This window comes from Azorhizobium caulinodans ORS 571 (assembly GCF_000010525.1).
GTDB lineage: Bacteria > Pseudomonadota > Alphaproteobacteria > Rhizobiales > Xanthobacteraceae > Azorhizobium > Azorhizobium caulinodans.
The window spans coordinates 5,123,532-5,148,213 of sequence record NC_009937.1 but is presented as its reverse complement, the minus strand read 5'-3'; the positions used below and the strand labels follow the sequence as shown (position 1 = coordinate 5,148,213).

Annotated in this window: 20 protein-coding genes; 5 read left to right on the top strand and 15 right to left on the bottom strand. The window is 67.7% G+C overall.

Annotated features, from left to right (window positions below; translation table 11 throughout):
• Window positions 1-138: 138 nt before the first annotated feature.
• The 6 genes from AZC_RS23180 to AZC_RS23155 form a co-directional block, all read right to left on the bottom strand.
• Window positions 139-1,275 carry an ABC transporter permease gene (locus AZC_RS23180; protein ID WP_012173041.1) on the bottom strand — a complete coding sequence of 379 codons (1,137 nt, stop codon included), beginning with the start codon at window positions 1,273-1,275 and terminating at the stop codon, window positions 139-141.
• On the bottom strand, window positions 1,272-2,243 hold the full coding sequence (locus tag AZC_RS23175; protein WP_012173040.1) for an ABC transporter ATP-binding protein: 972 nt from the start codon (window positions 2,241-2,243) through the stop codon (window positions 1,272-1,274). Before AZC_RS23175 ends, AZC_RS23180 begins: the two co-directional genes overlap by 4 nt.
• Window positions 2,240-3,208, bottom strand: a complete 969-nt coding sequence (locus tag AZC_RS23170) for an HlyD family secretion protein (protein WP_012173039.1) — start codon at window positions 3,206-3,208, stop codon at window positions 2,240-2,242. Before AZC_RS23170 ends, AZC_RS23175 begins: the two co-directional genes overlap by 4 nt.
• Window positions 3,208-3,837, bottom strand: a complete 630-nt coding sequence (locus tag AZC_RS23165) for a TetR/AcrR family transcriptional regulator (RefSeq protein ID WP_012173038.1) — start codon at window positions 3,835-3,837, stop codon at window positions 3,208-3,210. Before AZC_RS23165 ends, AZC_RS23170 begins: the two co-directional genes overlap by 1 nt.
• Before the next feature lie 87 nt (window positions 3,838-3,924).
• A complete protein-coding gene (locus AZC_RS23160; RefSeq protein WP_012173037.1) occupies window positions 3,925-4,125 on the bottom strand; it encodes a hypothetical protein in 201 nt (66 codons plus the stop codon).
• A 756-nt stretch (window positions 4,126-4,881) separates the two neighbouring features.
• Entirely contained in the window at window positions 4,882-5,799 is a 918-nt protein-coding gene (locus tag AZC_RS23155; protein ID WP_012173036.1) for a pirin family protein, read from the bottom strand.
• A 248-nt stretch (window positions 5,800-6,047) separates the two neighbouring features.
• Between AZC_RS23155 and AZC_RS24605 the strand changes: the two genes are divergently transcribed.
• Window positions 6,048-8,054, top strand: a complete 2,007-nt coding sequence (locus AZC_RS24605) for a M23 family metallopeptidase (protein ID WP_012173035.1) — start codon at window positions 6,048-6,050, stop codon at window positions 8,052-8,054.
• 16 nt (window positions 8,055-8,070) lie between these two features.
• Here the strand turns inward: AZC_RS24605 and AZC_RS23145 are convergent, their stop codons facing one another.
• The 7 genes from AZC_RS23145 to AZC_RS23115 all read right to left on the bottom strand — a co-directional run bounded on the left by AZC_RS23145 (window position 8,071) and on the right by AZC_RS23115 (window position 14,270).
• Entirely contained in the window at window positions 8,071-9,066 is a 996-nt protein-coding gene (locus tag AZC_RS23145) for a branched-chain amino acid ABC transporter permease (RefSeq protein ID WP_012173034.1), read from the bottom strand.
• A 7-nt stretch (window positions 9,067-9,073) separates the two neighbouring features.
• Entirely contained in the window at window positions 9,074-9,955 is an 882-nt protein-coding gene (locus AZC_RS23140) for a branched-chain amino acid ABC transporter permease (RefSeq protein ID WP_012173033.1), read from the bottom strand.
• A gap of 167 nt (window positions 9,956-10,122) precedes the next feature.
• Complete coding sequence (locus AZC_RS23135) at window positions 10,123-11,349, bottom strand: ABC transporter substrate-binding protein (RefSeq protein ID WP_012173032.1); 1,227 nt, start codon at window positions 11,347-11,349, stop codon at window positions 10,123-10,125.
• Between the two features lie 54 nt (window positions 11,350-11,403).
• Entirely contained in the window at window positions 11,404-12,108 is a 705-nt protein-coding gene (locus AZC_RS23130; protein ID WP_012173031.1) for an ABC transporter ATP-binding protein, read from the bottom strand.
• Window positions 12,101-12,856 carry an ABC transporter ATP-binding protein gene (locus tag AZC_RS23125; RefSeq protein WP_043880655.1) on the bottom strand — a complete coding sequence of 252 codons (756 nt, stop codon included), beginning with the start codon at window positions 12,854-12,856 and terminating at the stop codon, window positions 12,101-12,103. The genes AZC_RS23130 and AZC_RS23125 overlap by 8 nt, the downstream gene beginning before the upstream one ends.
• 250 nt (window positions 12,857-13,106) lie before the next feature.
• Window positions 13,107-13,670: a hypothetical protein gene (locus AZC_RS23120; protein WP_012173029.1), complete on the bottom strand. Its 564-nt coding sequence runs from the start codon at window positions 13,668-13,670 to the stop codon at window positions 13,107-13,109.
• 69 nt (window positions 13,671-13,739) lie between these two features.
• On the bottom strand, window positions 13,740-14,270 hold the full coding sequence (locus AZC_RS23115; protein ID WP_043880653.1) for a peroxidase-related enzyme: 531 nt from the start codon (window positions 14,268-14,270) through the stop codon (window positions 13,740-13,742).
• Window positions 14,271-14,606: 336 nt separating this feature from the next.
• Here AZC_RS23115 and AZC_RS23110 point away from each other — a divergent pair, with 336 nt between their 5' ends.
• The 3 genes from AZC_RS23110 (at window position 14,607) to AZC_RS23100 (ending at window position 21,298) form a co-directional block, all read left to right on the top strand.
• A complete protein-coding gene (locus AZC_RS23110; RefSeq protein ID WP_043879790.1) occupies window positions 14,607-19,463 on the top strand; it encodes an NAD-glutamate dehydrogenase in 4,857 nt (1,618 codons plus the stop codon).
• A gap of 108 nt (window positions 19,464-19,571) precedes the next feature.
• On the top strand, window positions 19,572-20,951 hold the full coding sequence (locus AZC_RS23105; protein WP_043879789.1) for an MFS transporter: 1,380 nt from the start codon (window positions 19,572-19,574) through the stop codon (window positions 20,949-20,951).
• A gap of 56 nt (window positions 20,952-21,007) precedes the next feature.
• Window positions 21,008-21,298, top strand: coding sequence for a hypothetical protein (locus AZC_RS23100; protein WP_043879788.1), 291 nt, complete (start codon window positions 21,008-21,010; stop codon window positions 21,296-21,298).
• Window positions 21,299-21,301: 3 nt separating this feature from the next.
• Here the strand turns inward: AZC_RS23100 and AZC_RS23095 are convergent, their stop codons facing one another.
• Together AZC_RS23095 and AZC_RS23090 are read right to left on the bottom strand one after the other, a co-directional pair.
• Window positions 21,302-22,093, bottom strand: a complete 792-nt coding sequence (locus tag AZC_RS23095; RefSeq protein WP_012173024.1) for an alpha/beta fold hydrolase — start codon at window positions 22,091-22,093, stop codon at window positions 21,302-21,304.
• A 25-nt stretch (window positions 22,094-22,118) separates the two neighbouring features.
• Window positions 22,119-23,321 (bottom strand): glycosyltransferase, encoded by a 1,203-nt coding sequence (locus AZC_RS23090; RefSeq protein WP_012173023.1) that lies wholly within the window; start codon window positions 23,319-23,321, stop codon window positions 22,119-22,121.
• 216 nt (window positions 23,322-23,537) lie between these two features.
• Between AZC_RS23090 and AZC_RS23085 the strand changes: the two genes are divergently transcribed.
• Window positions 23,538-24,584: a hypothetical protein gene (locus AZC_RS23085; protein ID WP_012173022.1), complete on the top strand. Its 1,047-nt coding sequence runs from the start codon at window positions 23,538-23,540 to the stop codon at window positions 24,582-24,584.
• Window positions 24,585-24,682: the final 98 nt, after the last annotated feature.

Here is a 24,682-nt window from a genome sequence, read left to right as displayed (position 1 = left end):
GTGAAGGGTTTGCCTTGGGGCATGCGCCGATCAGATGGCATGGCGATCTGGTGGGATCAGGCGTTCTCTTGCTTGAGTTTAGAGGGCGTTTCACGGAGCGGACGGATCCAAACCGCTCGGATCGAGCTCGAGGGAACGTCAGTCCAGCGTCTGGCGGAAACGTCGCACCGCGATGGCCATTGCGGCCAGCATGAGCAGGGCCAGCATCCCCATGTCGCTCTGCACGTCCACCAGCGTGGCGCCCTTCAGCAGGATGCCGCGCACCATCCGCAGATAGTGCGTGAGCGGCAGGCATTCGGAGATCCACTGCGCCCACACCGGCATGCCCGCGAAGGGGAACATGAAGCCCGACAGCAGGATGTTGGGCAGGAAGTACATGAAGGTCATCTGCACCGCCTGCAGCTGGTTCTGGGCCAGCGTGGAGAAGGTGTAGCCGGTGGCGAGGTTGGCGGTGATGAAGAGCAGCGTGGCGAGGCTGAGCAGCGCAAGGCTCCCCTCCAGCGGCACGTTGAACAGGATCATGCCGGCGCCGAGGATGAGCACCCCCTGCATGATGCCCACCAGCACATAGGGGATGATCTTGCCCAGCATGATCTCCACCGGATGGATGGGCATGGAGAGCAGGCTCTCCATGGTGCCCCGCTCCACCTCGCGCGTGACGGACAGCGCGGTGAAGATGAGCATGGTCATGGTGAGGATGGTGCCGAGCAGGCCGGGCACGATATTGAGCTGGGACGTGCCGGCGGGATTGTAGCGCCGGTGCTGCACGATCTCGAACGGCATGGTGCCCGGCGCATCCACGAAGCGGGCGCGGGTGAGCGCGGAAGTGACGACGCCGGACAGCGCGCCGAGCGCATTTCCGGACGCGACGGGATCGGTCGCATCGGCGGCGACGAGCAATTGCGGCGTCTCTCCACGGCGCAGCGCGCGCTCGAAGCCAGCGGGGATCTCCACCATGAACAACACGTCGCCGCTGCGGATCAGGTGCTCGGCCTCCGCCTCGCTGCGGGGCTCGTGGGTGAGATTGAAGAAGGCGGTGTTCTTCAGCGCCGCGAGGATGGCGCGCGTCGCCTCCGTATTCTCATGCGCGAAGACGGCGGTGGGCAGGTGGCGCGGCGTGGTGTTGATGGCATAGCCGAAGAGGATCAGCTGCAGCAGCGGGATCATGATCATGGTGGCGAAGGTCACCCGGTCGCGGCGGAGCTGGATGAACTCCTTGCGCACCATGGCGGCCACCCGGCGCAGGAAGCCGGCGATGTCGGCCCCCGCGCTCATTCCATATTGTCCCTGGAACGCAACATCAGGTCGATGAACACGTCCTCCAGCGTCGCCGTCTCCCGCCGCCAGACGATCCCCTCGCGCGCGCGGTGCGGGGTGATGGCGGCTTCCAGCGCGGCGGCGTCATGGCCGGAGACGTGGAGGCTGACGCCGAAGGGCGCCACCATCTCCACCGCCGGATCGGCGGCGAGCGCCTTGCCGATGGCGGCGATGGCGGCGGCGGGGTCGGGCGCCTCGCGGGTCGCCTCCACCACATAGGTCACGAGGCCGGAGCTGGCGATCACCTCGGCGACGGTCCCCTGCGCCAGCAGGTGGCCATAGGCGATATATGCGATCTCGTGGCAGCGCTCGGCCTCGTCCATGTAATGGGTGGAGACGAGCACGGTGAGCCCTTCGGCGGCCAGATCATGGATCTGCGCCCAGAACTCGCGCCGCGCCTGCGGGTCGACGCCGGCGGTCGGCTCGTCCAGCAGGAGCAGTTGCGGCTGGGGCAGGATGCAGGCGCCCAGCGCGAGGCGCTGTTTCCATCCACCGGAGAGCTCGCCCGCCAGCTGCTTGCCCCGCCCTTCCAGACCGAGGCGCCGGATCGCTTCCTGCGCGGCATCCTCAGGGGCCGGCACGCCGTAGAGACGGGCCACGAACTCCAGATTCTCGCGCACGGAGAGGTCCGTATAGAGCGAGAATTTCTGCGTCATGTAGCCCACGTGCTTGCGGATCTCGCGTGACTGGGTGCGGATGTCGAGGCCGAGGCAGGTGCCCTGCCCGGCGTCCGGGGTGAGCAGGCCGCAGAGCATGCGGATGGTGGTGGTCTTGCCCGAGCCGTTGGGGCCGAGGAAGCCGTAGATCTGCCCGCGCCGCACGCTCATGGTGAGATTGTCCACCACGAGGCGCTCGCCGAACCTCTTGCTCAGCCCCTCCACCGAGATGGCCACCTCCGGCGGGCGGAAGGTGTCCGGCGCCGTCATGGCGCGGCGTCCAGCGTTACGGTCACGGGCTGGCCCGGCCGGGCGCGGGCGGGATCGCGCGGGCGCGCCTCGATGAGATAGACGAGCTTGGAGCGCTCCTCGCGGCTGTAGATGACCGGCGGGGTATATTCCGCGCTGTCGGAGATGAAGGAGATGTCGGCCGTGATCGGCTGGCAGCCGTCGCAGGAAACGCTCACCGGCGCGCCGATCCTCACCTTGGGCAGGTCGGCCTCGGGGATGAAGAAGCGCACCTTCACCTGTCCCGGCGGCAGAAGTGACAGGACCGGGCGCCCTTCCGGGACCAGTTCGCCCACGCGGTAATAAAGCGTCTGCACCGTGCCGTCCTGCGGGGCGTGGAGGGCCCGGCGTTTGAGCCGCACGGCGGCGGCGTCGGACGTCGCCTTGGCATTGCGCACGGCGGCCTCCGCAGCGGCGATGTCCTCGTCGCGGGATGCGATCCTGGCCACGTCGATCTGGCGGCGGATCTCGTCGAGGCTGGCCTGGTTCTGGTCGTAGGTGTGCTGGGCGGTGTCGAGATTGGCCTGCGAGGAGGCGCCCTTCGGCACCAGCGTCTTCTGGCGCTCCAGTTCGATGCGAGCGAGATCGAGCGCCGCCGCCGCCCGCCGCTCGCCGGCGCTGAGGATGGCGATTTCCTCCGGCCGCTGGGTCGCCGCCTTCGCCTTGGCGAGCCGGGCCTCGGCCTGCGCAAGGGCGGCCTCGGCGGCCGCGAGGTCCGCCTTCTGGATGTCGTCCTCGACACCGGCCAGCACCGTTCCTGCGGACACCTTGGCGCCTTCCGCCACCTTCAGGGCGGCGAGGCGCCCCGCCTCTTCCGGCCCGATATAGAGAAGGTCGCCCTCCACATAGCCGGAATAGCCGCGCGGACCGGAGCCGTCGCAGCCCGCGAGCGCGAGGAGGAGCAGCGGGAGGAGGAGCAGCGGGAGGGCGAGGCGAAGGCGGCGCATCAGGCGCTCTCCCCCTTCAGGCCACCCAGCAGCAGCGCGATATAATCGTCCGCAAACCGGCGCTCATCGAGGGGCGCCACCTTGTCGAAGGTCATGTTCCACACCACGAGGGTAATGACCGGCGCGAACAGCACCTGCGGATGGCGCAGCAGGCCGTCGCCCTCGATCTCGCCGCGCGTCTGGCCGCGCCTGACGATGGCGCGGACCACCTCGAGTCCCTGGGTGACCACCTCGCGATAATGGAAGGCGGCGAGTTCCGGAAAGCGGTGCCCCTCGCTGATCATGAGCTGCATCACCTGCCGCACCGGCGGCGTCTGGATGCGGGCAAGCAGTACGCCGGAGAGGGCGCGGATGAGGTCCTCTGTCGGCCCGTCGAAGGCGTTGAGCATCTCTAGCGCGAGGTCGGGTATGGGCGCGAGGTTCTCCTTGATGAGCCCTTCGAACAGCGCCTGCTTGTCGGCGAAATAGAGATAGAGCGTACCCTTTGCCACGCCCGCCGCCCGCGCCACGTCGTCGAGCCGGGCGCTGGCATAGCCATTGGCTGCAAACACCTCCAGCGCGGCCTTGAGGATGTCGGCGCGGCGGGCGGCCTTGTCGGGGGGGCGGCGGACGGAGGAGGGCTCAGTCATGCCCCCAAGGTTATGACTGACCCGTCAGTCAGTCAACCGCAAGTGGCAATGCGGCTCAAAATCGCCACCTTGAACGGAGCGATGATTTCAGGGCCGCCGGGCGCGGATGAGGGCTCGGGTCGCCAGCAGAATGGCGGTCGCGACGACGCCAGCCGCGACGATGCCGGCGGGCGTGCAGCGGGCGCTGGCCGCCATATGGAGCTTGCCGAGGTTGAGCTCCCAGGTCGCTTTCAGTTCCTCCGGATGGACGGGCACCGGGGGCTGGGCGTCGTTCGATGTCTCGGTCATGGCCGTCTCTCCTTTGGGAAGACCAGCCTAAAGTAAGTGGAGCGGAGACAGGGCACCGCACCGAAGACGACGTGGATTTCAAGATAAGTCGATTGCGAGGCGCGTCATTCGGGGTAAAGTGAGTTCAGTGGGCGTTTGCCCATGAAAAGCGCCGGCCGTACGGCCGGCGCTCCCCATGTCCGCCTAGGGTTGGACGCTCAAATCTATGCCCTAGCCGGTGTCTCGCTGTGGGCTGTCCAGTCAGTGACGGGGCAGTCCACGGCAGTGAGAGCAGACGCTCTCCCACTTCCCGAAGCGGAAGCGCACATAGGCACGCACCCGCACGGGAGTGTTCAACGGACAAACCATCATAACGGTCTCCGGGCCGGGAAAGAGCCCAGCTCCTCTTCCTGCGACCATCGCCGAAATGCGGCGGTTGGAAGGCGAGGGTCGAGAAGGAGACTGACAGTTGTGCCCAAATCACTCGAAGAAGTGATGGCCGCGACGCTATTGCGAGTCTAACGCCGCCGTCAAACCCATATTTGGGGGGCTCATCGGTTGGTCCGCGCGATATGTAGATGGTCAGTCGCTACGCCAAACAGAAAATAAATCTTTCAAAATCAATGAATTAGATGCAGGCCGGGCGGCAATGACTGTTGCTGTTTCAATGGCTGCCTTTTGTCGTCATGCACATCATCCACAATCGTAAGTGGAAAAGATCCGATTTTCATCGCGCGTGCGACTGCTTTGTTCAGTTCAGATTTCTTACTTTCGCGTTCATTCCGGCAGGGGGATGAACTCGCTCTCGTCCGGCACTGTGGCGAACCGGCCCTGCTTCCAGTCTTCCTTGGCCTGTTCGATGCGTTCCTTGCGGGAGGACACGAAGTTCCACCAGATGTAGCGCGGCCCTTCCAGCGCCGTGCCGCCCAGCAGCATCAGGCGGGAATTGCGGGTGGCGCGGATGGTGATGCGGTCGCCGGGCCGGAAGATGAGGAGGCGCGGCCCCTCGAACACGTCGCCGGCCACTTCCACCTCGCCCTCCGCCACATAGACACCCCGCTCCTCCGTATCGGGATCAAGCGGGATCTGCGCGGCGGCATCGAGGCAGACTTCCGCATAGAGCCATTCGGAGGCGGTGCGCACCGGCGAGCGCACGCCGAAGGCGGAGCCGGCGATGATGCGGGCGCTGATGCCGCAATCCTCCACCGTGGGCAGGGTGGAGGCCGAGAAATGCTGGAAGGAGGGATCGATCTCCTCCTGCGCGGCGGGCAAGGCGATCCAGCTCTGGATGCCGGCCATGGTCTGCGTGCCCGTGCGCGCCTCCAGCGGCGAGCGCTCGGAATGGGCGATGCCGCGTCCGGCGGTCATGAGGTTCATGGCGCCGGGCGTGATCTCCAGCGCATTGCCCTCGCTGTCCTTGTGCAGGATACGGCCGTCGAACAGATAGGTGACGGTGGCAAGGCCGATATGCGGATGCGGCCGCACGTCCAGCCCATGGCCGGGCAGGAACTGCACCGGGCCCATCTGGTCGAAGAAGATGAATGGGCCGACCATCTGCCGCTTGCCGTGCGGCAGGGCCCGTCGGACCGCGAAACCGTCACCGAGGTCGCGCACCCGGGGCACGATCACGAGGTCGAGCTTGTCGCAGGAATGGGGATCGCCCAGCACGGGGTCCGATGACGGCATCCAGCTCATGGCGTTCTCCTTCATTTCCAAGGCGTTGTACCGCTACGGCAGCCGCTGCGGAAGCCCCAAGGCCGCCACATTACGATGGCCTGTCCGGTACATGGCGTGCAAATCCGCAAGGAGAGGTCGCGCGCCTCGCAAGGGGGCTGGCAAGGGAGACGCCGAGGCATGCCGCGATCCATCCAGCGTCTGAGGCGGCGCATGCTGCGCCCTGCCGGCCTGGACCATCGCCGGCCGGTGCCAGGAGCCGTGCCCGCGTGACAGCCGCCGTCTTCCTGAAAGCCGACCTCTCCTATGAGGCGCCGCCCCTCGGCCTCGATGGCGCGGAGCATGGCGAGGCCGGCTCGCGTCCCGCGCGGGCGCGTTTCAACCGGCGCTGGCTCTCCGCCACCGGCCTCATGGGCGGCGTGGCGCTCGCGCTCATGTGCGGGGCGCTCTTCGCCTCCATCACCCGCGACAGCCGGCATGTGGTGCGGCCGGTGCTGGCGGGTCGGCGCTCCGGCGTCGAGAAGCCGCGCGGCGACCGCCTGCACACCCAGCAAGCCCGCGCCGATGCCTCGGCGCTGAAGCGCGAAGTGAAAGTGGAGCAGCTCACCGCCTCGGGCATGCACGCCTTCGTGCATGTGGCGACCAAGCTTGCGACGGTGGTGGCCGCCGCCGCCGACCAGCCGCCGGCGCCCCGTCCCCGCCCGCCCCTGCCGGCGGAAGACGGCGAGCTGCCCGATGCGGGTGCCGATGTGCCGCCGCCCATGGCGGCCAACATGTCCGCCCATGCGGTGGCCAGCGCGCGGCGCGCGGGGCTGAAGGCCGCCCATTCGCGGGTGGCGGAAGCCCAGGCTGCCGCCGCGGCGGCGCTGGAGGCCATGGCCCGCCACCCGAATACGGCGCCTCCGCCACCGCCGACCGCTCTCGGCTTCGCGCCGCCTCCGCCTCCGCCGAGTCATCTGCCGCCCGAAATCCTCACTGGCGCCTCGGTGCCTCCGCCTCCGACGCCTGCTCCGCCGCCCCAGGAAGGACCTCCGGCCCCCAGCCTTGCCATGTTCGAGGACGATCTCACCGCCATCGGCGAGCCGGTGAATGTGTCCGTCCTCGCCAAGCATCCGCATGAGCCGGCGACAGTGGACCGGGTCCTCGTCGCCAAGCCCGGCGATGCGCCCGAGGACATGCTGCGCGCCGCGGGCCTCGACAGCGAGGATGCGCAGGTGCTGGCGACCGCCCTGCGCAAGGCGGCCATGGCCGGCAAGCCGGCCTTCGCGGGCGGCGAGGAACTGGTGCTCTCCGAGCCGAAGGGGGAGGAAAGCGCCCGTCCGCCGCGTCCGATCAAGGCGAGCCTCGCCCGCGCCGGAAAGCCGGTGGCCCGCCTCGTGGCCACCGATGCCGGCGCCTATGTGCCGATGCCCGATGCCCCGCCCGTTACCCCCACCGCATTGGCCGATGGCGAGGTGGACCCGTCCCTCATCGACGGCCTCTCCATCCGCGACGGGCTCTACAAGCTGGCCGACGCCCATGTGGTGGACGAGGGCATGGTGGAGGCCATCCTGCGCCTCGCGGAGCACGACGTGGACCTCGACGCGCCGCTCGGGGCGGAGGACAGCATCGATCTTGTCTATGGTCCGCCGGACCGCAACGACAACCGGCCGGAAGCCTTCCAGCAGGACATCGCCTTCGTGCGCCTGAAGGCCGACGGCAAGGAGCGCCGCTATTACCGCTTCCGGACCGCGGACGATGGGGCGACGGACTATTACGATTCCGATGGCCATTCGGTGACGAAGATGCTGCTGCGCAAGCCCTTCGCGGCCGGCCGGCTCAATGACGGCTTCGGCTGGCGCATCCACCCCATCCTGCACGACCGCCGCTTCCACAATGGCGTGGACTATACCGGTCCCGCCGGCTCGCCCATCGTGGCGGCGGGGGCGGGCGTGGTCGAGAAGATCGATTACGAGTGGGGCTACGGCAAATATGTGCGCGTGCGGCACGATGGCGGCTACGAGACCACCTATGCCCATGTGGAGGGCTTCCCGTCGGGCCTGAAGGTTGGCCAGCGGGTGCGGCAGGGGCAGGTGATCGCCTATGTGGGCTCCACCGGCCTGTCCACCGGCCCGCATCTTTATTACGAACTGCGGATCAACGGCCACTATGCGGACCCCACCCGCGTGAAGCTCGCGGGCGGGCGCATTCTCCAGGGCGATCTTGCGGATGCCTTCCGCAAGGAGCGGGCGCGCATGGACGCGCTGGCCGCGGCCGTCCCGACGCCCGCACCGTGACCGGTGCGGCGGGCGCTCAGTGCCCGCCACCTCCGGCGGCCGGCTTCTGGCGGTTGACCAGCGCCAGCAGCTCGCCCACGAGGCCGCGCCGGAACACCGAGACCACCAGCACGAAGATCAGGCCCTGGATGACCAGCACCCATTCGCCGAAGCCGGCGAGATAGTTCTGCATGGTCACGATGATGCCGGCGCCGACCACCGGGCCGAGCACGGTGCCCATGCCGCCCACCAGCGTCATCAGCACCACCTCGCCCGACATCTGCCAGGCGACGTCGGTGAGGGAGGCGAGCTGGAAAACGATGGCCTTGGTGGACCCCGCCAGCCCCGCCAGCGCCGCCGAGAGCACGAACGCCAGCAGCTTGTACTGGCTCACCCGGTAGCCGAGAGAGATGGCACGCGGCTCATTCTCGCGGATGGCTTTCAGCACCTGCCCGAAGGGCGAGTGGATGGTGCGATAGATGATGCCGAAGCCGATCAGGAAGATGGCCAGCACCACGTAATAGAGGTTGATGTCCTTGGTGATGTCGATGAGGCCGAACACCGCCCGGCGCGGCACGCCCTGAAGGCCGTCCTCGCCACCGGTGAACTTGGCCTGGAGGCAGAAAAAGAAGAACATCTGCGCCAGCGCCAGCGTCACCATGGCGAAGTAGATGCCGAGGCGGCGGATGGCGAGCGCGCCGGTGATCAGCCCCAGCAGCGCGGCGAACAGCACGCCGCAAAGGATGCCGAGTTCCGTCGAGAGGCCCCACACCTTCACCGCATGGGCGCAGATGTAGCCGGCTCCGCCGAAGAACATGGCATGGCCGAAGGACAGGAGGCCCACATAGCCGAGCAGCAGGTTGAAGGCGCAGGCGAAGAGCGCGAAGCAGAGCACCTTCATGAGGAAGACGGGATAGACCACCAGCGGGGCCACCAGCAGCACGGCGATGGCCACGAGCGCGAAGACCACGCGGCCGACCCCGCCGCGCGCTGCGGTGCCGGGGAGGGCGGCGGGTGCGGAAGAAGTGCTCATGACGCCCTCACTTGACCGTGCCGAACAGGCCGGCCGGCTTCACGAGAAGCACGATGGCCATGATGACGAAGATGACGGTGGACGAGGCCTCCGGATAGAAGACCTTGGTGAGGCCCTCCACGAGGCCGAGGCCGAAGCCGGTGACGATGGCGCCCATGATCGAGCCCATGCCGCCGATCACCACCACCGCGAACACCACGATGATGAGATTGGAGCCCATGGTGGGGCTCACCTGATAGGCGGGGGCGGCCAGCACGCCGGCGAGCGCGGCAAGACCGACGCCGAAGCCGTAGGTGAGCGTGATCATGCGCGGCACGTCGATGCCGAAGGCCTGCACCAGATCCGGCCGCTCGGTGGCGGCGCGCAGGTACGAACCGAGCTTGGTGCGCTCGATGACGAACCAGGTCACGAGGCAGATCACCAGCGAGAACACCACCACGAAGGCACGGTAGTTCGGCAGGAACATGAAGCCCAGATTGGTGCCGCCGGGCAGGGGATTGTTGTAGGGCAGGCCCGAGGAGCCGTACTGCCGGCGGAACAGCCCCTCGATGATGAGGGCGAGGCCGAAGGTGAGCAGCAGGCCGTAGAGGTGATCGAGATGGTAGAGCCGCCGCAGCAGCGTGCGCTCGATGACCATGCCGATCGCCGCCACCGCGATGGGGGCGAGGACCAGCGCCCCCCAGAAGGGTATGCCGACATAGTTCAGCAGCATCCAGGCGCCGAAGGCGCCCATCATGTACTGCGCGCCGTGGGTGAAATTGATGACGTTCAGCAAGCCGAAGATGACCGCGAGGCCGAGGCTCAGAATGGCATAGAAGGCGCCATTGATGAGGCCCAGCAGCAGCTGGCCGAACAAAGCTTGCGGCGCGATGCCGAGGAGCTCGAACATGGGGTCGGTCTCAGATCCGGACACGGAGTGCGGTCGGATGGGGCCGCATGCATGCGGCCCCGCGAAAAAGGTGCTGGAGCGGTGGAATGAGCGGTGCGTGACGCAGCCGCTGATCCCGTGATCACCGTTCCGGGCGGTGCCGGCGCGCGGCCGGCACCTTCAGTGCGTCAGCTCTTCTTGACCAGCGGGCACTCGCTCTCGCTGAGCGGGCGGAAGGCCTCGTTGGCCGGGATGGTCGCCTTCAGGGTGTAGTAGTCGTAGGGGTACTTGGACTCCGACGGCTTCTTCACCTCGAACAGATACATGGGGTGGATCTGGCGGCCGTCGGCGCGGATCTCGCCCTTGCCGAACAGTTTGTCGTCGGTGGGGATCTCCTTCATCTTCGCCACCACGGCGGCGCCGTCCTTGTCCGCGCCGAGCGCGGCCACCGCCTTCAGATAGTGCAGCGTGCCGGAATAGACGCCCGCATGCACCATGGTGGGATGCACGCCGCGGTTCGCCGCAGCGAACTCCTTCGCGAAGGCGCGGTTGTCGTCATTCATGTCCCAGTACCAGGCTTCCGTCAGGGTCAGGCCCTGCGCGGTCTTGAGGCCCAGGGAATTGACGTCGGAGAGGAAGATCAGCAGGCCGGCTAGCTTCTGCCCGCCTTCGACGATGCCGTATTCCGCCGCCTGCTTGATGGAGTTGATGGTGTCGCCGCCGGCATTGGCGAGACCGATCACCTTGGCCTTGGAGGACTGGGCCTGCAGCAGGAAGGACGAGAAGTCCGCATTGTTGAGCGGTACGCGCACCTGCCCCAGCACCTTGCCGCCATTGGCGTTCACCACCGCGGCGGTGTCGCGCTCCAGCGCATGGCCGAAGGCATAATCGGCGGTGATGAAGAACCAGGTGTCGCCGCCGTTCTTGGTGATGGCCTTGCCGGTGCCGTTGGCCAGCGCCCAGGTGTCATAGGTCCAGTGCACGGTGTTGGGCGTGCAGGCCTTGCCGGTGAGGTCGGACGCCGCCGCGCCGGAATTGATGAAGACCTTGTTCTTTTCCTTGGCCACCTGATTGACGGCCAGCGCCACGCCGGAGTTCGGCACGTCGAGGATCACGTCCACGCCGTCCACGTCGAACCACTGGCGGGCGATGGCGGTGCCGACGTCCGCCTTGTTCTGGTGATCGGCGAACACGACCTCCACCTTCAGGTTCTTGCCGGCGGGCGTCGCCATGAAGTCGGACACCGCCTTCTTGGCGGCCCAGACCGAGCCGGGGCCGCCGAGGTCGGCATAGAGGCCCGACTGGTCGTTGAGCACGCCGATCTTGACGGCGAGGGGAGCAGAGGGGCTCTGGGCCTGAGCCACACCGGCGGCCAAGAGGCTGCCGGCGGCCAGGAGCGTGGCTGCAAGACGCATTGTGTTTCCTCCTGCCGGAATTTCCCGGCTTGTCGCTGTACGAAATCCCCGGCTTCAGACGCCGAGGAAGGCTTCCAGACGTGCCGCGTTCTCTGCGATCTTGTCGTTGGGCACCATGTCCACCACGCGCCCGTGCTCGACCACATAGTGGCGGTCGGCGACAGTGGAGGCGAAGTGGAAGTTCTGTTCCACCAGAAGCACGGTGAAGCCGCGTGTCTTCAGCGTACGGATGATTTCACCGATGTGCTGCACGATCACCGGGGCGAGCCCTTCCGTGGGTTCGTCCAGCAGCAGGAATTTCGCCCCCGTGCGCAGGATGCGGGCGATGGCCAGCATCTGCTGCTCGCCGCCGGAAAGCTTGGTGCCCTGGCTGTTCCGTCGCTCGTGCAGGCGGGGGAAGAGTTCGTGGATCTCGTCCACGGAGAGGCCGCCGGGCTTCACCACCGGTGGCAGAAGCAGGTTTTCCCGCACGTTGAGGCTGGCGAAGATGCCGCGCTCCTCGGGGCAGAGCGCGATGCCGAGGCGGGCGATCTTGTTGGGCTGGAGGCCCACCGTCTCGGTGCCTTCATAGACGATCGAGCCGGCGCGCTTGCGCAGGAGGCCCATGATGGCGCGCATGGTGGTGGTCTTGCCGGCACCGTTGCGGCCAAGCAGCGTCACCACTTCGCCCGGATGCACCTCGAAGCTCATGCCGTGCAGCACATGGCTCTCGCCATAGTGGCCGTGCAGATCGTCGACCTTGAGCAGCGCCTCAGCCATGTCCGTGTCCCGTGCCCATGTAGGCTTCCACCACCTGCGGATTCTTGGAGACCTCCGAATAGGGTCCCTCGGTCAGGATCTCGCCGCGGGCGAGCACGGTGATGGTGTCGGAGAGGTCCGCGACCACGGAGAGATTGTGCTCCACCATCAGCACGGTGCGCTGGGCGGACACGCGCTTGATGAGGTCGGCGGTGCGGGCGATGTCCTCGCGGCCCATGCCGGAGGTGGGTTCGTCCAGCAGCAGCATCTCCGGATCGAGCGCCAGCGTGGTGGCGATCTCCAGCGCACGCTTGCGGCCATAGGGCAGTTCCACGGCCAGATGCCGGGCATAGGAGGAGAGGCCCACCTCCTCCAGCAGTTCCATGGCGCGGTCGTTCAGCGCGTCGAGCGAGGTCTCGGACGCCCAGAAATGGAAGGAGGTGCCGAGCTTGCGCTGCAGCGCCACGCGCACGTTCTCCAGCACCGTGAGATGGCCGAAGGTGGCGGAGATCTGGAACGAGCGCACCATGCCGAGCCGCGCCACGTCCGCGGGCTTGGTGCGGGTGATGTCGCGGCCGTTCAGCCGGATGGTCCCGCGCGTCGGCTCAAGGAATTTGGTGATCAGGTTGAAGCAGGTGGTCTTGCCGGCGCCATTCGGCCCGATGAGGGCGTGAATGGTGTTGCGACGGATCCTGAGGTTCACGTTCTTGACGGCCGTGAACCCCTTGAATTCTTTCGTGAGACCAGATGCTTCAACGATATAGGGCACGTCTGAGACAGTGTCCGCAATCGCCACGGGCGCCTCTCTTGCGTTCGGCCAGCCGTCCACGTTGCACTGCCGTGAGCGGGGTCTGGCGTTTTCCTCCGGTGCGCCTTTTGCGGCGCTTATAGGAGCCGACCGTAGCACGGTAAGAACGGCCTTCGTCAATAGACCAAAGGCAGAAATAAGAACGTTTGATAGATTCCGGAGCGCCGCACACGTCGTGTGGATGCCGCAGTGCGTTACGGGGCCTCGCTTCTCATTTGATCGCAGGCAGCAGCGAAATGGAGAGCTTCACACTGGCGGCCTGTGTACCGCTGATCTGGAGCACCAGTGGCGCACCGGCGGCGACGGCAAAGCGCACGCTCTTGCGCGCCAGCGGGCAGTCGCGGACGCCGGTGAAAGCGACCGCCTTGAGCGGCATGCCACCGGCGATCAGGTCGATCCAGGCGGGTTGGTCGAGGGTCACCTGAAGCAGCCCGTCAGCGGTCGGTGCCGGCAGGCGGACATAACCGGCCGCGCCGCCTTCGCCCGTCCGCTCCGGGGCGACGGGGAGCCCGGCGCGTTCGGAGGGGGCGAGGTCGAGCGCGAAGGCGAGCGGCAGGGGCTGCTCCAGCAGGCGGCCCGAGGGCACGTGCGCAAGATCGGCTGCTCGGAAGCGCGCGCCGTCCGCCTCCAGCGACCAGGCGGCTGCGGCGCAGCCTTCGCCTGCGGCGTGGGCGGGGACGCGGAATGGTGAAGCCAGAAGCAGGGCGAAGATCGCGACGGCGGAGAAGGCGCGCATGGCGGAGGGTCCATAGCTATATTCAAACGGATATAGCATGACGCGCGCCCCCGCGTCCTGCGGTGCGCCCTCCCTGAGAGTGAACTCAGCAGGGCGCGCCGGTCGCGCTCAACGGGCCTGCGCGTGATATTCCGGGTTCGGCCGCATGTCGGTGGCGCTGGCCACCCGGTTCGACATGTTGAAGAAGGCCGCTACCGCCGCGACGTCCCAGATGTCGCGCTCGGACAGGCCGGCGTCACGCAGAGCGGTGCGGTCGGGCTCCTCCACGAGATGCGGGGTCTCGGTGAGCTTCACCGCGAAATCGAGGATCGCCCTCTGGCGGGCATCGAGACGGGCGGCGCGGTAGTTCATGAGGATCTGCTCGCCCAGCTCCGGTGTGCCGGAGAGCGCACGCACCGCCGCGCCGTGGGCGGTGAGGCAGTAATAGCAGCGGTTCACCGCCGAGACCGCCACCGCGATCATCTCCCGCTCCAGTTTGGAGAGGCCGGAGGGCGCCAGCATGAGGTCGTTGTACATCGCCGAAAAGGCGCCGAGCTTGGCCAGATCGAAGGCATAGGCCTTCAGCACGTTCGGCACGAAACCGATCTTCTCCACGCACTTGTCGAAATAGGCCTGGGTCGGCGCGTCGAGCGGCGCCATGGGCAGGTCGAGAGCGATCACGGGCTCAGCGGCGGGGACACCGGCGGCCTTGGATGCGGTGCCGCGCAAGGCGGCTTGCTTCCGTTCCGGATGCTGCGTTGCGGTATTTTGGAACCGTTTCCCGCTTGACGCTTTTTTGGGCGTGGCGCTTAAGTTGTTTGGCTTTTCAACGCCTTTGTCAGGCGTGCTTAGTTTTGCGGCGGTCGTGGTCTTTTTTGCCATGAGGGGCCACCTCGTCATGATTTCGTCGTTCCCCGGCGTCACACCCGGAGCCTCCCGGTGGGGACGAGGATCGCGCAGAGAGGGGGCCGGCGAAAGCCCCCGGGGAGTGTCGTGATGAATATCCAGGGAAGCCAGGGCTCGGATGCGTCGTTCGGGTCCAAGGCGCGTCTGTCGCTCGCTGTCAGTCTGCTCAAGACCGAGGGCGCGGGCATTCCGGAAGCCTTCACCCGCCAGCTGTTCGGCGCCGCCGCCCCGGAGGACGTGGAAGCCCTGCTGCCCGAGGCGCTTGCGGCCCTCGCCCGCACGTCCTGGGCGCATCTCGTCGCCCACAAGCCCGGCACCAGTGACGTCCACGTCTTCACGCCGAGCCTGCCCGGTCATCCGCCGGTCACCGTCATCGAGGCGGTGAATGACGACATGACCTTCCTGTTCGATTCGCTGGCCTGCGAACTGGCGGATCGTGGTCTGGAACTGCGCCTCGCGGTCCATCCCATCTTCGCGCTGGAGCGCGGCGTCGGCGATGCCGTCACGGGGATCGAGACCGATCTCGTGGCGGCGGGCACCCGGGGCCTGGCCCGCGAGAGCCTGATCCATCTGCATATTCCCGCCCTCGGCAGCCCGGCGGCGGAGGCCGATCTGAAGGAGGCCCTGCTCGGCGTCCTCAGCGACGTGCGCGCCGCCAATCGCGATTTCCTCGCCATGCGGGCGCGGGTCCACGATGTCTCCAAGACCTACCGGCGGGAGAAGTGGCCCTATTCGGAGATCGACCGCGAGGAGGCGGCGGATCTCATCGAATGGCTGGTGGCCGACAATTTCATCTTCCTCGGCGTGCGCGGCTATGCGCTCACCGCCGAGGGCGGGCTTGAGGCCATTCCCGACAGCGGTCTCGGCGTGCTGCGCGATCCGCAGGTGCATGAGCTGCGCCTCGGCGCCGATCCGGTGGTGACGACGCCGGACATGCGGCAGTTCCAGCCCGGCGGTCAGCCCCTCATCATCACCAAGTCCAGCATCCGCTCGCGCGTCCATCGCCGGGCGCCGCTCGATTATATCGGCGTGAAGATCCATGACGGCGAGGGCAAGCTCACCGGCGAGCTGCGCATCATCGGTCTCTTCACCGCCACCGCCTACACCCATTCGGTGATGCAGATCCCCTATCTGCGCAACAAGGCGGAGGCGGTGCTGGTCTGGGCCGGGTTCGATCTGGACACCCATTCCGGCAAGGCGCTGGCGACGGTTCTGGAGACCTATCCCCGCGACGAACTGTTCCAGATCGACGCCGATACGCTTCAGGCCTATGCGGTCGTCATCCTCTCGCTCTATGACCGCCCGCGCGTGCGGGTGCTGCCGCGCTCCGATCCGTTCGACCGCTTCGTTTCGGTGCTGGTCTATGTACCGCGCGAGCGCTTCGACGCGGCGCTGCGCCAGAGCGTGGGGGCCTATCTCAGCCAGGTGTTCGGTGGCGCCGTGGAGGAGGTGGAGCCCACCTTCCTCGCCGACCTGCCGCTGACCCGCGTGCGCTACATCATCGGCCGTCAGGAAGGCCGCACGCCGGAAATCAACCGCGTCGACCTGGAGCGCGAGATCGCGCGCCTTGCCCTGTCCTGGTCCGACCGTCTCGGCGAGGCGCTGCGCGCCACCCATGGCAGCGCCGAGGCACAGGCCCTGGCCGAGCGTTACGGCTCGGCCTTCGATGCCGGCTATGTGGCCGCCTATCCGGTGCAGACGGCGGTGGAGGACATCGCCCGGCTGGAGCGCCTCTCCGCCGAGCGGCCCATCGCCCTCGATTTCTTCCGTCGCCCCGGCGACCTCCAGACCCGTATCTCCCTGCGCCTCATCTCCTTCGGCCGGCCGCTGCCGCTCTCCCAGCGGGTGCCGACGCTGGAGAACATGGGCCTCAAGGCCATCGACGAGCGCACCTATCGCATCGAGACCACCGCCCGCATCGGGTCAGGCGCCTCCGCCGCCACCCGGAGCTGGGTGCATGAGATGAGCCTTGAGCGCTCGGACGGCCGCGCCATCGAGATGGGCGGCTCCGGCGAGCGGCTGGAAGACCTGCTCACCGCCGTGCTGCGCGGCACGGCGGAGAATGACGGCTTCAACGCTCTCGTGCTGGATACCGCGCTCAACTGGCGCGACGTGGCGCTGGTGCGGGCGCTGGCCCGCTATCTGCGGCAGGCGGGCATCGCCTTCTCGCAGGACTATCTCTGGACCACGCTGAACCGCCACGCGGCGCTCGCGGAAAAGATCGTCCGCCTGTTCCACGTGCGTTTCGATCCCGCCCGCGACGCCTCCCCCGAGGCGCGGCAGGCCCGCGAGGCGCCCTTGCGCGAGGCCATCGAGGCGGCGCTGGCCGACGTCTCCAGCCTCGACGAGGACCGCATCCTGCGCCGCTTCGTCAATCTGGTGGACGCGGCGCTGCGCACCACCTTCTACCAGCGCGATGCCGAGGGGCGGGCCAAGACCGCCATCGCCATCAAATATGAGAGCGCGAAGGTGGAGGGCCTGCCCCTGCCGCGTCCGCTCTATGAGGTGTTCGTCTATTCGCCCCGCGTCGAGGGCGTGCATCTGCGCTTCGGTCAGGTGGCGCGCGGCGGCCTGCGCTGGTCGGACCGGCCGCAGGATTTCCGCACCGAGGTACTGGGCCTCGTGAAGGCGCAGCAGGTGAAGAATGCGGTCATCGTGCCGGTGGGCGCCAAGGGCGGCTTCGTGCCCAAGCTCCTGCCGCAGGGCGGCTCGCGCGATGCCATCCAGGCGGAGGGCGTCGCGGCCTACGAGATCTTCGTCTCCAGCCTGCTCGACCTCACCGACAATCTGAAGGGTGGCGCCGTCGTCCACCCGCCGCAGGTGGTGCGGCTCGATGGCGACGACCCCTATCTCGTGGTTGCCGCCGACAAGGGCACGGCCACCTTCTCCGATACGGCCAACGGCATCTCCCAGCGCCATGGCTTCTGGCTGGACGATGCCTTCGCCTCCGGCGGGTCCGTCGGCTACGACCACAAGGCCATGGGCATTACCGCACGCGGCGCCTGGGAGGCGGTAAAACGCCACTTCCGCGAGCGCAACGTGGACATCCAGACGACGCCGGTGACGGTGGCGGGCGTCGGCGACATGTCCGGCGACGTGTTCGGCAATGGCATGCTGCTGTCGAAGGCCATCAAGCTGGTGGCCGCCTTCGACCACCGCCACATTTTCCTCGATCCCAATTCTGATCCGGCGGTGGCCCATGCGGAGCGCCAGCGGCTGTTCAACCTGCCGCGTTCCTCGTGGGAGGATTATGACGCCAAGCTGATCTCTGCCGGTGGTGGCGTCTTCCCCCGCAGCGCCAAGCGCATTCCCCTCTCGCCCGAGGTGCGGGCCGTGCTCGGCCTCGACAAGGCGGAAGCGGCGCCCAATGAGGTGATGACCGCCATCCTGAAGGCGGAGGTGGACCTGCTCTGGTTCGGCGGCATCGGCACCTATGTGCGCTCGAGCCTCGAAACCGATGCGCAGGTGGGCGACCGTGCCAACGACGCCATCCGCATCTGCGCCGCCGACCTGCGGGCCAAGGTGGTGGGCGAGGGCGCGAACCTCGGCATGACCCAGCGCGGGCGCATCGAGGCGGCGCGCAAGGGCGTGAAGCTCAATACCGACGCCATCGACAATTCGGCGGGCGTGAACACCTCGGATGTGGAGGTGAACATCAAGATCGCCCTCTCGACCCCGGTGGCCGAGGGCGTGCTGAGCGCCCCCGACCGCGCCCAGCTTCTCGCCGACATGACGGACGACGTTTCGCACCTCGTGCTGCGCAACAACTATCTGCAACCGCTCGCGATTTCTTTGGCCGAGCGGCGTGGTACGGAGGACATGGCCTTCCAGCAGCGCATGATGCAGACACTGGAAATGCGCGGCGAACTCGACCGCAGCGTGGAGTATCTGCCCTCCGACGCGGACCTGCGCGAGCGGCGCAACCGCAACGAGGGCCTGACGCGGCCGGAACTCGCCGTGCTCCTCGCCTATGGCAAGCTCTCGCTCTACAGCGACCTGCTCGCTTCCGAGGTGCCGGACGACCCGTATCTCGCCGACGAGCTGATGACCTATTTCCCGCCGGCCCTGCGGGCCCGCTTCCCGCAGGCCATCGCCACCCACCGTCTGCGGCGGGAGATCATCGCCACCGGCCTTGCCAACGCGCTGATCAATCAGGGCGGCCCGACCTGCCTTGCCCGCATCTCCGACCAGACGGGTGCGGATGTCGCCGCCATCGCCCGTGCCTTCGTGGCGGTGCGCGACATCTACGGCCTGCCGCGCATCAATGCCGCCATCGATGCGCTCGATAACAAGGTGGATGGCGAGGTGCAGTTGGGCCTCTACCGCGCCATCCAGGATCTGATGATCGGCCGGACCATCTGGTTCCTGCGCTACGCCAACCTTTCCGTGGGCATCGCCAGCGTGGTGGAGCGCTACGGCAAGGCGGTCGCCTCCGTCGTCGGCGCGCTCGATACCAGCCTGCCGGAGATCTGGCGGGCGGGCCGCGACCGCCACATTGCGGAACTGGTGCAGCAGGGCGTGCCCGAGGCGCTGGCCGCCGAGATCGCCGTTCTGCCCGCGCTGGCGGCGGCCTCCGACATCGCGCTGCTGGCGGAGCGCACCGGCCGGGCGCTGGACGAGGCCGCACCCACCTTCTTCGCGGTGGGTCGCTATTTCGCCATCGACGACATCGTGACCGCCGCCAAGGCCATCTCGGCGCCGGATTATTACGACCGTCTCGCCCTCGACCGGGCGCTCGGGCAGCTCGAAACCTTCATCCGCCAGATGACCGGCGAGGTGCTGGTGGGCGGCGGCACGGGGGCAGAGGGGCTCGAAGCCTTCGTGGACAGCCGGCGCCGCGACGTGGAACGCATCCGCGCCACGGTGCAGGACATCACCACCTCCGGCCTATCGCTCTCCAAGCTCACGCTGGCGGCGAACCTCCTGGGCGATCTCGCCCGCGCCTGATCCCGGCTCCGATCCCGGTTCATCGTCGTCCCCGCGCCTTCTTCGGTGCGGGGACGACGGCCGGGACCGGCTTCCCTCCACCGGCCGGCAATGCCAGTGTCGCGCGCGATGACCGCGCCGCTCTCCCCCTCCGTCCCTGCCCGTCCCGCATCCCGCCTCGCCGTCACGGGATGGGTGCTGTTCGATCCCGCCTGCCAGCCCTTCTTCAGCCTCGTCACCACCTTCATCTTCGCTCCCTATTTCGCCTCGGCGGTGATGAGCGATCCGGCGCGCGGACAGGAAGCGTGGGGCTTCGCCACCGGGCTCGCCGGCTTCATCATCGCGCTCGCCTCCCCCATCCTGGGCGCGGTGGCGGACGCGGGTGGGCGGCGCAAGCCATGGATCGCCATCTGCGGGCTCATGCTGGCGGCGGGCAGTGCGGCGCTGTGGTTTGCGGCGCCGGGCGACGAGAGCCGGGTGCCCTTCATCCTCTTAGCCTTCGTGCTCGCGACGGTGGGCGCCGAGTGCGCCATCACGTTCAACAATGCCATGATGCCGGGTCTCGTGCCGCCCGACCGGCTGGGCCGCCTCTCGGGCCTCGGCTGGGCGGCGGGCTATGTGGGCGGCCTCATCGCGCTCGCCCTCGTCCTCGTCTTCTTCGCCACCAGCCCGGACACCGGCCTGACGCTCGCCGGCCGCCCGCCCGCGCTGGGGCTCGATGCTGCCGCCCGTGAGGGTGACCGCATCACGGGGCCGCTCTGCGCGCTCTGGTTCCTTGTCCTCGTGACGCCGATGTTCCTCTTCACGCCCGACCGGCCGCGCGGTCTGCCGCTTGCCGCCGCCGTCCGGGGCGGGCTGAAAGATCTGCGCACCCTCTTCAGCCGCCTGAAGGGGCAGCCCAATCTCGCCCGCTTCCTCATCGCCAACATGATCTATACGGACGGCATGGTGGGGCTGTTCTCGCTGGGCGGCATCTATGCGGCGGGCACGTTCGGCTGGGGCTCGGTGCAGATCGGCACCTTCGGCATCCTCATCCTCGTCACCGGCATCTTCGGCGCGCTGCTCGGCGGCTGGCTCGATGACCGCATCGGCGGGCGGCGGGTGGTGCTGCTCTCGCTCGGCGCTTTGTTCTTCGCCGCCTTCGGCATCCTCAGCCTGTCGAAGGACGCGCTCTTCTTCGGCCTCGTGCCGACAGCTCCCGGCAGCGGGCTCTTCGGGACCGTCCCGGAAAAGTTCTATCTGGGCCTCGGCCTCCTCATCGGCCTTGTGGCCGGCCCCTTGCAAGCGGCCTCGCGCACGGTTCTGGCCCGCCTCGCCCCGCCGGAGCATCTGGGCGAATTTTTCGGCCTCTTCGCTTTGTCGGGCCGGCTCACCTCCTTTGCCGCGCCGACGCTGGTGGCGCTGGTGACGGGGCTTGCCGCCAGCCAGAAGGCCGGCATTTCGGTGCTGCTTGCCTTCTTCGCGCTCGGCGGTGTGCTGCTGGCGGGCGTGCGCGAAACCTCCCGTTGAGGCGCGCCGCGATCGGCGTTAGCCTGAGTGCTTATCCCATATGGGGAGGCGCCGTGATGATCCCTCGGACGACCCGCCTGTTCCGGCTCGCGCTGCTGGCTGCGATCCCCTCCGTTGCGCCTTTGGCCGCGCATGCGGACGATCCTGCGCCGCCGCCCACGCAGACCCAGCCGGCGACGCCCGCTTCGGACACGTCCAAGAGCCCGCCGCCGCCCAAGGCGCCGCAACGCACCCGCCTTGCGGACGCTGCACCCGCCGATACGGGCGCCACCTGGGTCGGGCCGTCCTATGCCATCCGGGGCGTGGTCATCTGGAGCTATACGCCCGGCCACTGGCAGGGGCGCTGAGCCTCAGGTCGCGAGGAAGTCCCGCACCAGCGCGGCGAAGGCGGTGGGGGCCTCGATCATCGGGCAATGGCCGATGCCCGGCATGTCGCGCTTCACCGCGCCGGGAATGGCGGCGGCCATCTCCTGCGCGAAAGGGTCCGCAAAGAACCGGTCATCCTGGGTCGAGATCACCAGCGTCGGGGCGGTGATGCCGCCGAGCCGGCCGAGTGTGTCAGTGAGGAGGCTCGCGTCCGCCTGCCGGTTGAAGGCGGCAGCTTCCTGAAGGGTACCCAGCCCGACGGTGGCGCGGGCGATATCGCAGAGGCTGTTGGCCTCAAGGAATGTACGCCCGAGGGTGAAGGTGGCGAGCGCCGCAACATAGGTCTCCGGATCCGCCAGTTCTGTCCGCAGCCGTTTGAGCAGGCGGATGAGTTCGCGCACATAGAGATCGCAGCGGGCGAAGGCGCAGGCGAGCACCAGCCGGTCCACCCGCTCGGGCGCCAGCAGCGCCAGCTCCTGCGCGATGACGCCGCCCAGCGAATGGCCGAGCACGTGGGCGCGTGCGATCCCCGCCGCATCCATTGCCGCCAGCGCATCGCGCGCCATGTCGGCTGGCGTATAGGGTCCGGTGGCGCGGTCGCTGGCGCCGATGTCGCGATTGTCGAAGGCGAGCGTGCGGAAGGCGGAGAGGTGTGGCCGGGCCAGGCCCCAGAAAGGCCGATCCGCCGAGAGCCCCCCGATCAGCAGCAGCGGCGCGCCGCTGCCTGCGATGTCATAGGCGATCTTCAGCCCGCTGCCGGTCGCGAAATCTGCCATGCCACTCCCCTCCTCGAAAGGCGTTTCAGGCAGGTATCTCGCGCAGCGTGCGCGACCAGACGTCGCTCTGGCTGGCGATGAAGGCCGCCTGATGGGCGGTCTGGCGCTGTTGCACGGCCTTCAGCGTCTCCGGCACCGAAAGGAGATGGCGGATCACTGCGGCTGCCTCCTCGGGCCGATCGAGATCGATGACGGGGAGATTTCGGAGGTGGGGGAAGCCGCACATGGTCTGGCGGGAGGCGAGCAAAGGGATTCCATAGGACAGCGCCTGCACCGCCTTGAATTTCACCCCATAGTCGTTTTCCACCGGGCACAGCATCAGATCGGCCGTCCGCATCAGGGCTTCCACCGTCGCAGCGTCGGCGATGCCAAGGCATTCGAGATTGGGATGCCGATCCTCCGGCGGGATCTGGTCGGGCGTCGCGCCGACGATGGTGATCCGGATATCGGGTGCGATCCCGTGCAGCCGAGGCGCCAGTTCGCGAGTCAGCCAGTTCGCCGCCAGACGGTTGGGGTAGTGGCCGATATTCCCGACGAACAGGCAGTTGCGTGTTCCCGAATGACGCCATGGCTCGGGACGCGGATCGAAATAGGGCGTGATGTATGCCGGAGGGGAGCGGACCTCGCCGGTCGGCATGTCCGGGGGCCCGATGGCGATGACCTTTCCGACGCGCGCATAGGTGGCACGCTCGAATGCTACGAGCCGACGATGGCTGATCTCGGCAGCTTCCGGTGGGTGGGGGGTGAGGCCAAGCGAGATGAGATCGCGGTAGAAACTGTCCTCGCGGTTGAGCGTCACCAGCGCCGTGCGCACGTCCCGCCGGCCGAGGTCCACGAACAGCGCGCTCTGGAGATAATCGGCGACCACGCAATCGATGCCTTGGGCAGCGATCATGCGGTCCGCCGCCTCCTGAACATGGTGCTGGTTGAGGGCCCGCAATTCCCAAGGGTGGTGATAGGCGCGGACTTCCGCATATTCCGCGAGTGCCGCCGGGCTGCCGTCGCGGGGGTGGGCGTCGCCCTCCTCGAAGGCCACCGTCTCGAAGGGAACGCCGATCTCGGCGAGGAATGCAGCGGTTCCGGCCACGTGGGCGGGCTCGCCGGCCCACAGGACGAACAATTCAATGTCGGGGTCCTGCGACAGGCGCCGGACGTGGTTCCGGCAGCACATGTTGCCGCCGTTGCTGTCGTCCATCAGCGGCACGATCGTGAAATAGAGAACCCGCATCCGCCCCGTTGCTCCCCGGCTACGGTCGAGACTTTAGGCATTTTCCGCAGGCGCGAAACGGGGCAAGCGGGATTGTGGTCACCTGCCGGAGAAAAGGTGTGGGTGTTCTGCGGCGGACCCGTTCGCGACATCGAGCGTTGTCTTTGCTGATGCCATCGACCTGCAGGGATTGGGCAAGGCCCGTGTCCTTCCCTCAGGTCCCGAAGGAGGGCTGTCGTGCGCGCCGTCGCAGAGCTCATTGCCGTCCTGCTGCTTTTCGCCCTCGGGTATCTCATTCCCCTGCCGGGACTCGATCCCGACGCCGTGGCGCGCGTGGCGGGACCCGACGGCGGCCTCGACCAGGGCATGGCGCGCCTGTCCATCTTCGCCCTTGGTGCCGTTCCGCTGTATGCGGTTCTGTCGTGGCTTGAATTTGGCCGCCTGATCTTTCCGGGCTTGGTCCGGTGGCAGGCGGCTTCGGATCGCAACGCCGTGCGGCTGTGGCGGGTGGTCGTTGTTCTGGCGCTCGCCCTTTCCGCCATGCAGGCCCAAGGCATCGCCGAAGCGCTTCAGGCGATGGGGATGGTCGATGAGACGGCGGGCGCGTTCGTGCCGGTCGCGGTGTCGTGCTGCGTGGGCGTGACCGCGCTCCTCGCCTGGGTGTCCGGCCATATCCGGCTTCCCTGCGCCGGAGCCGGATACTGGGTGTTGCTGGTCGCCCCGACGCTCCTCCTTGCGCCCTCAAGCTTCCTCACGACGGCCGAGATGTTCCGGATCGGGGCCCTCTCTGTCCGCGATGGCCTGACCGTCGGCGTCTTCATCGCGGCAGCCGTGGCTCTCATCGTTTACGCAAATCTGCTTCTGGCCGGCGCCGGTTCCACCCGGGTCCCGAGCCTGCTGTCCGTTTCGGCTCTTCTGTGGCCTCCATTCCTGAGTACGACGGTGTCGAACGCCGTCATGGGCGCATATGTGGAGACCTGGGGCTCTCACACGACTGGCACCATCATGGGGAGCAAGGCGGCTCTTGAACTGGTGTTGATCGTACTGTTCACCAGCCTCTACAGACGAATGCCCGTCGTCGAAGGGGAGAACGGGCGCTGCTTGCCGCTGCCAGTGCTGCTCACCGTGGCCGGCATTCAGGTCGTGGTCTGTGCCGGGCGGGATCTGGCCATGTCCCATTTCAATTGGCCGCAGATCCCGAGTGGCCCGCTCCTCATCGTTCTGGTGACGGTGATGTGGGCATGCTGGGCTCGCCTTCGGCACCGGCAGGGGATGGTTTGTTGACAGACCGCCGGGCGATGTCCTGAGCGGGCCCGGGGCGCGGCGCTCGCATGCGGCTGTCACATGGCCGCCATATGGCGTTGCAGCACCGTACCTGCTAG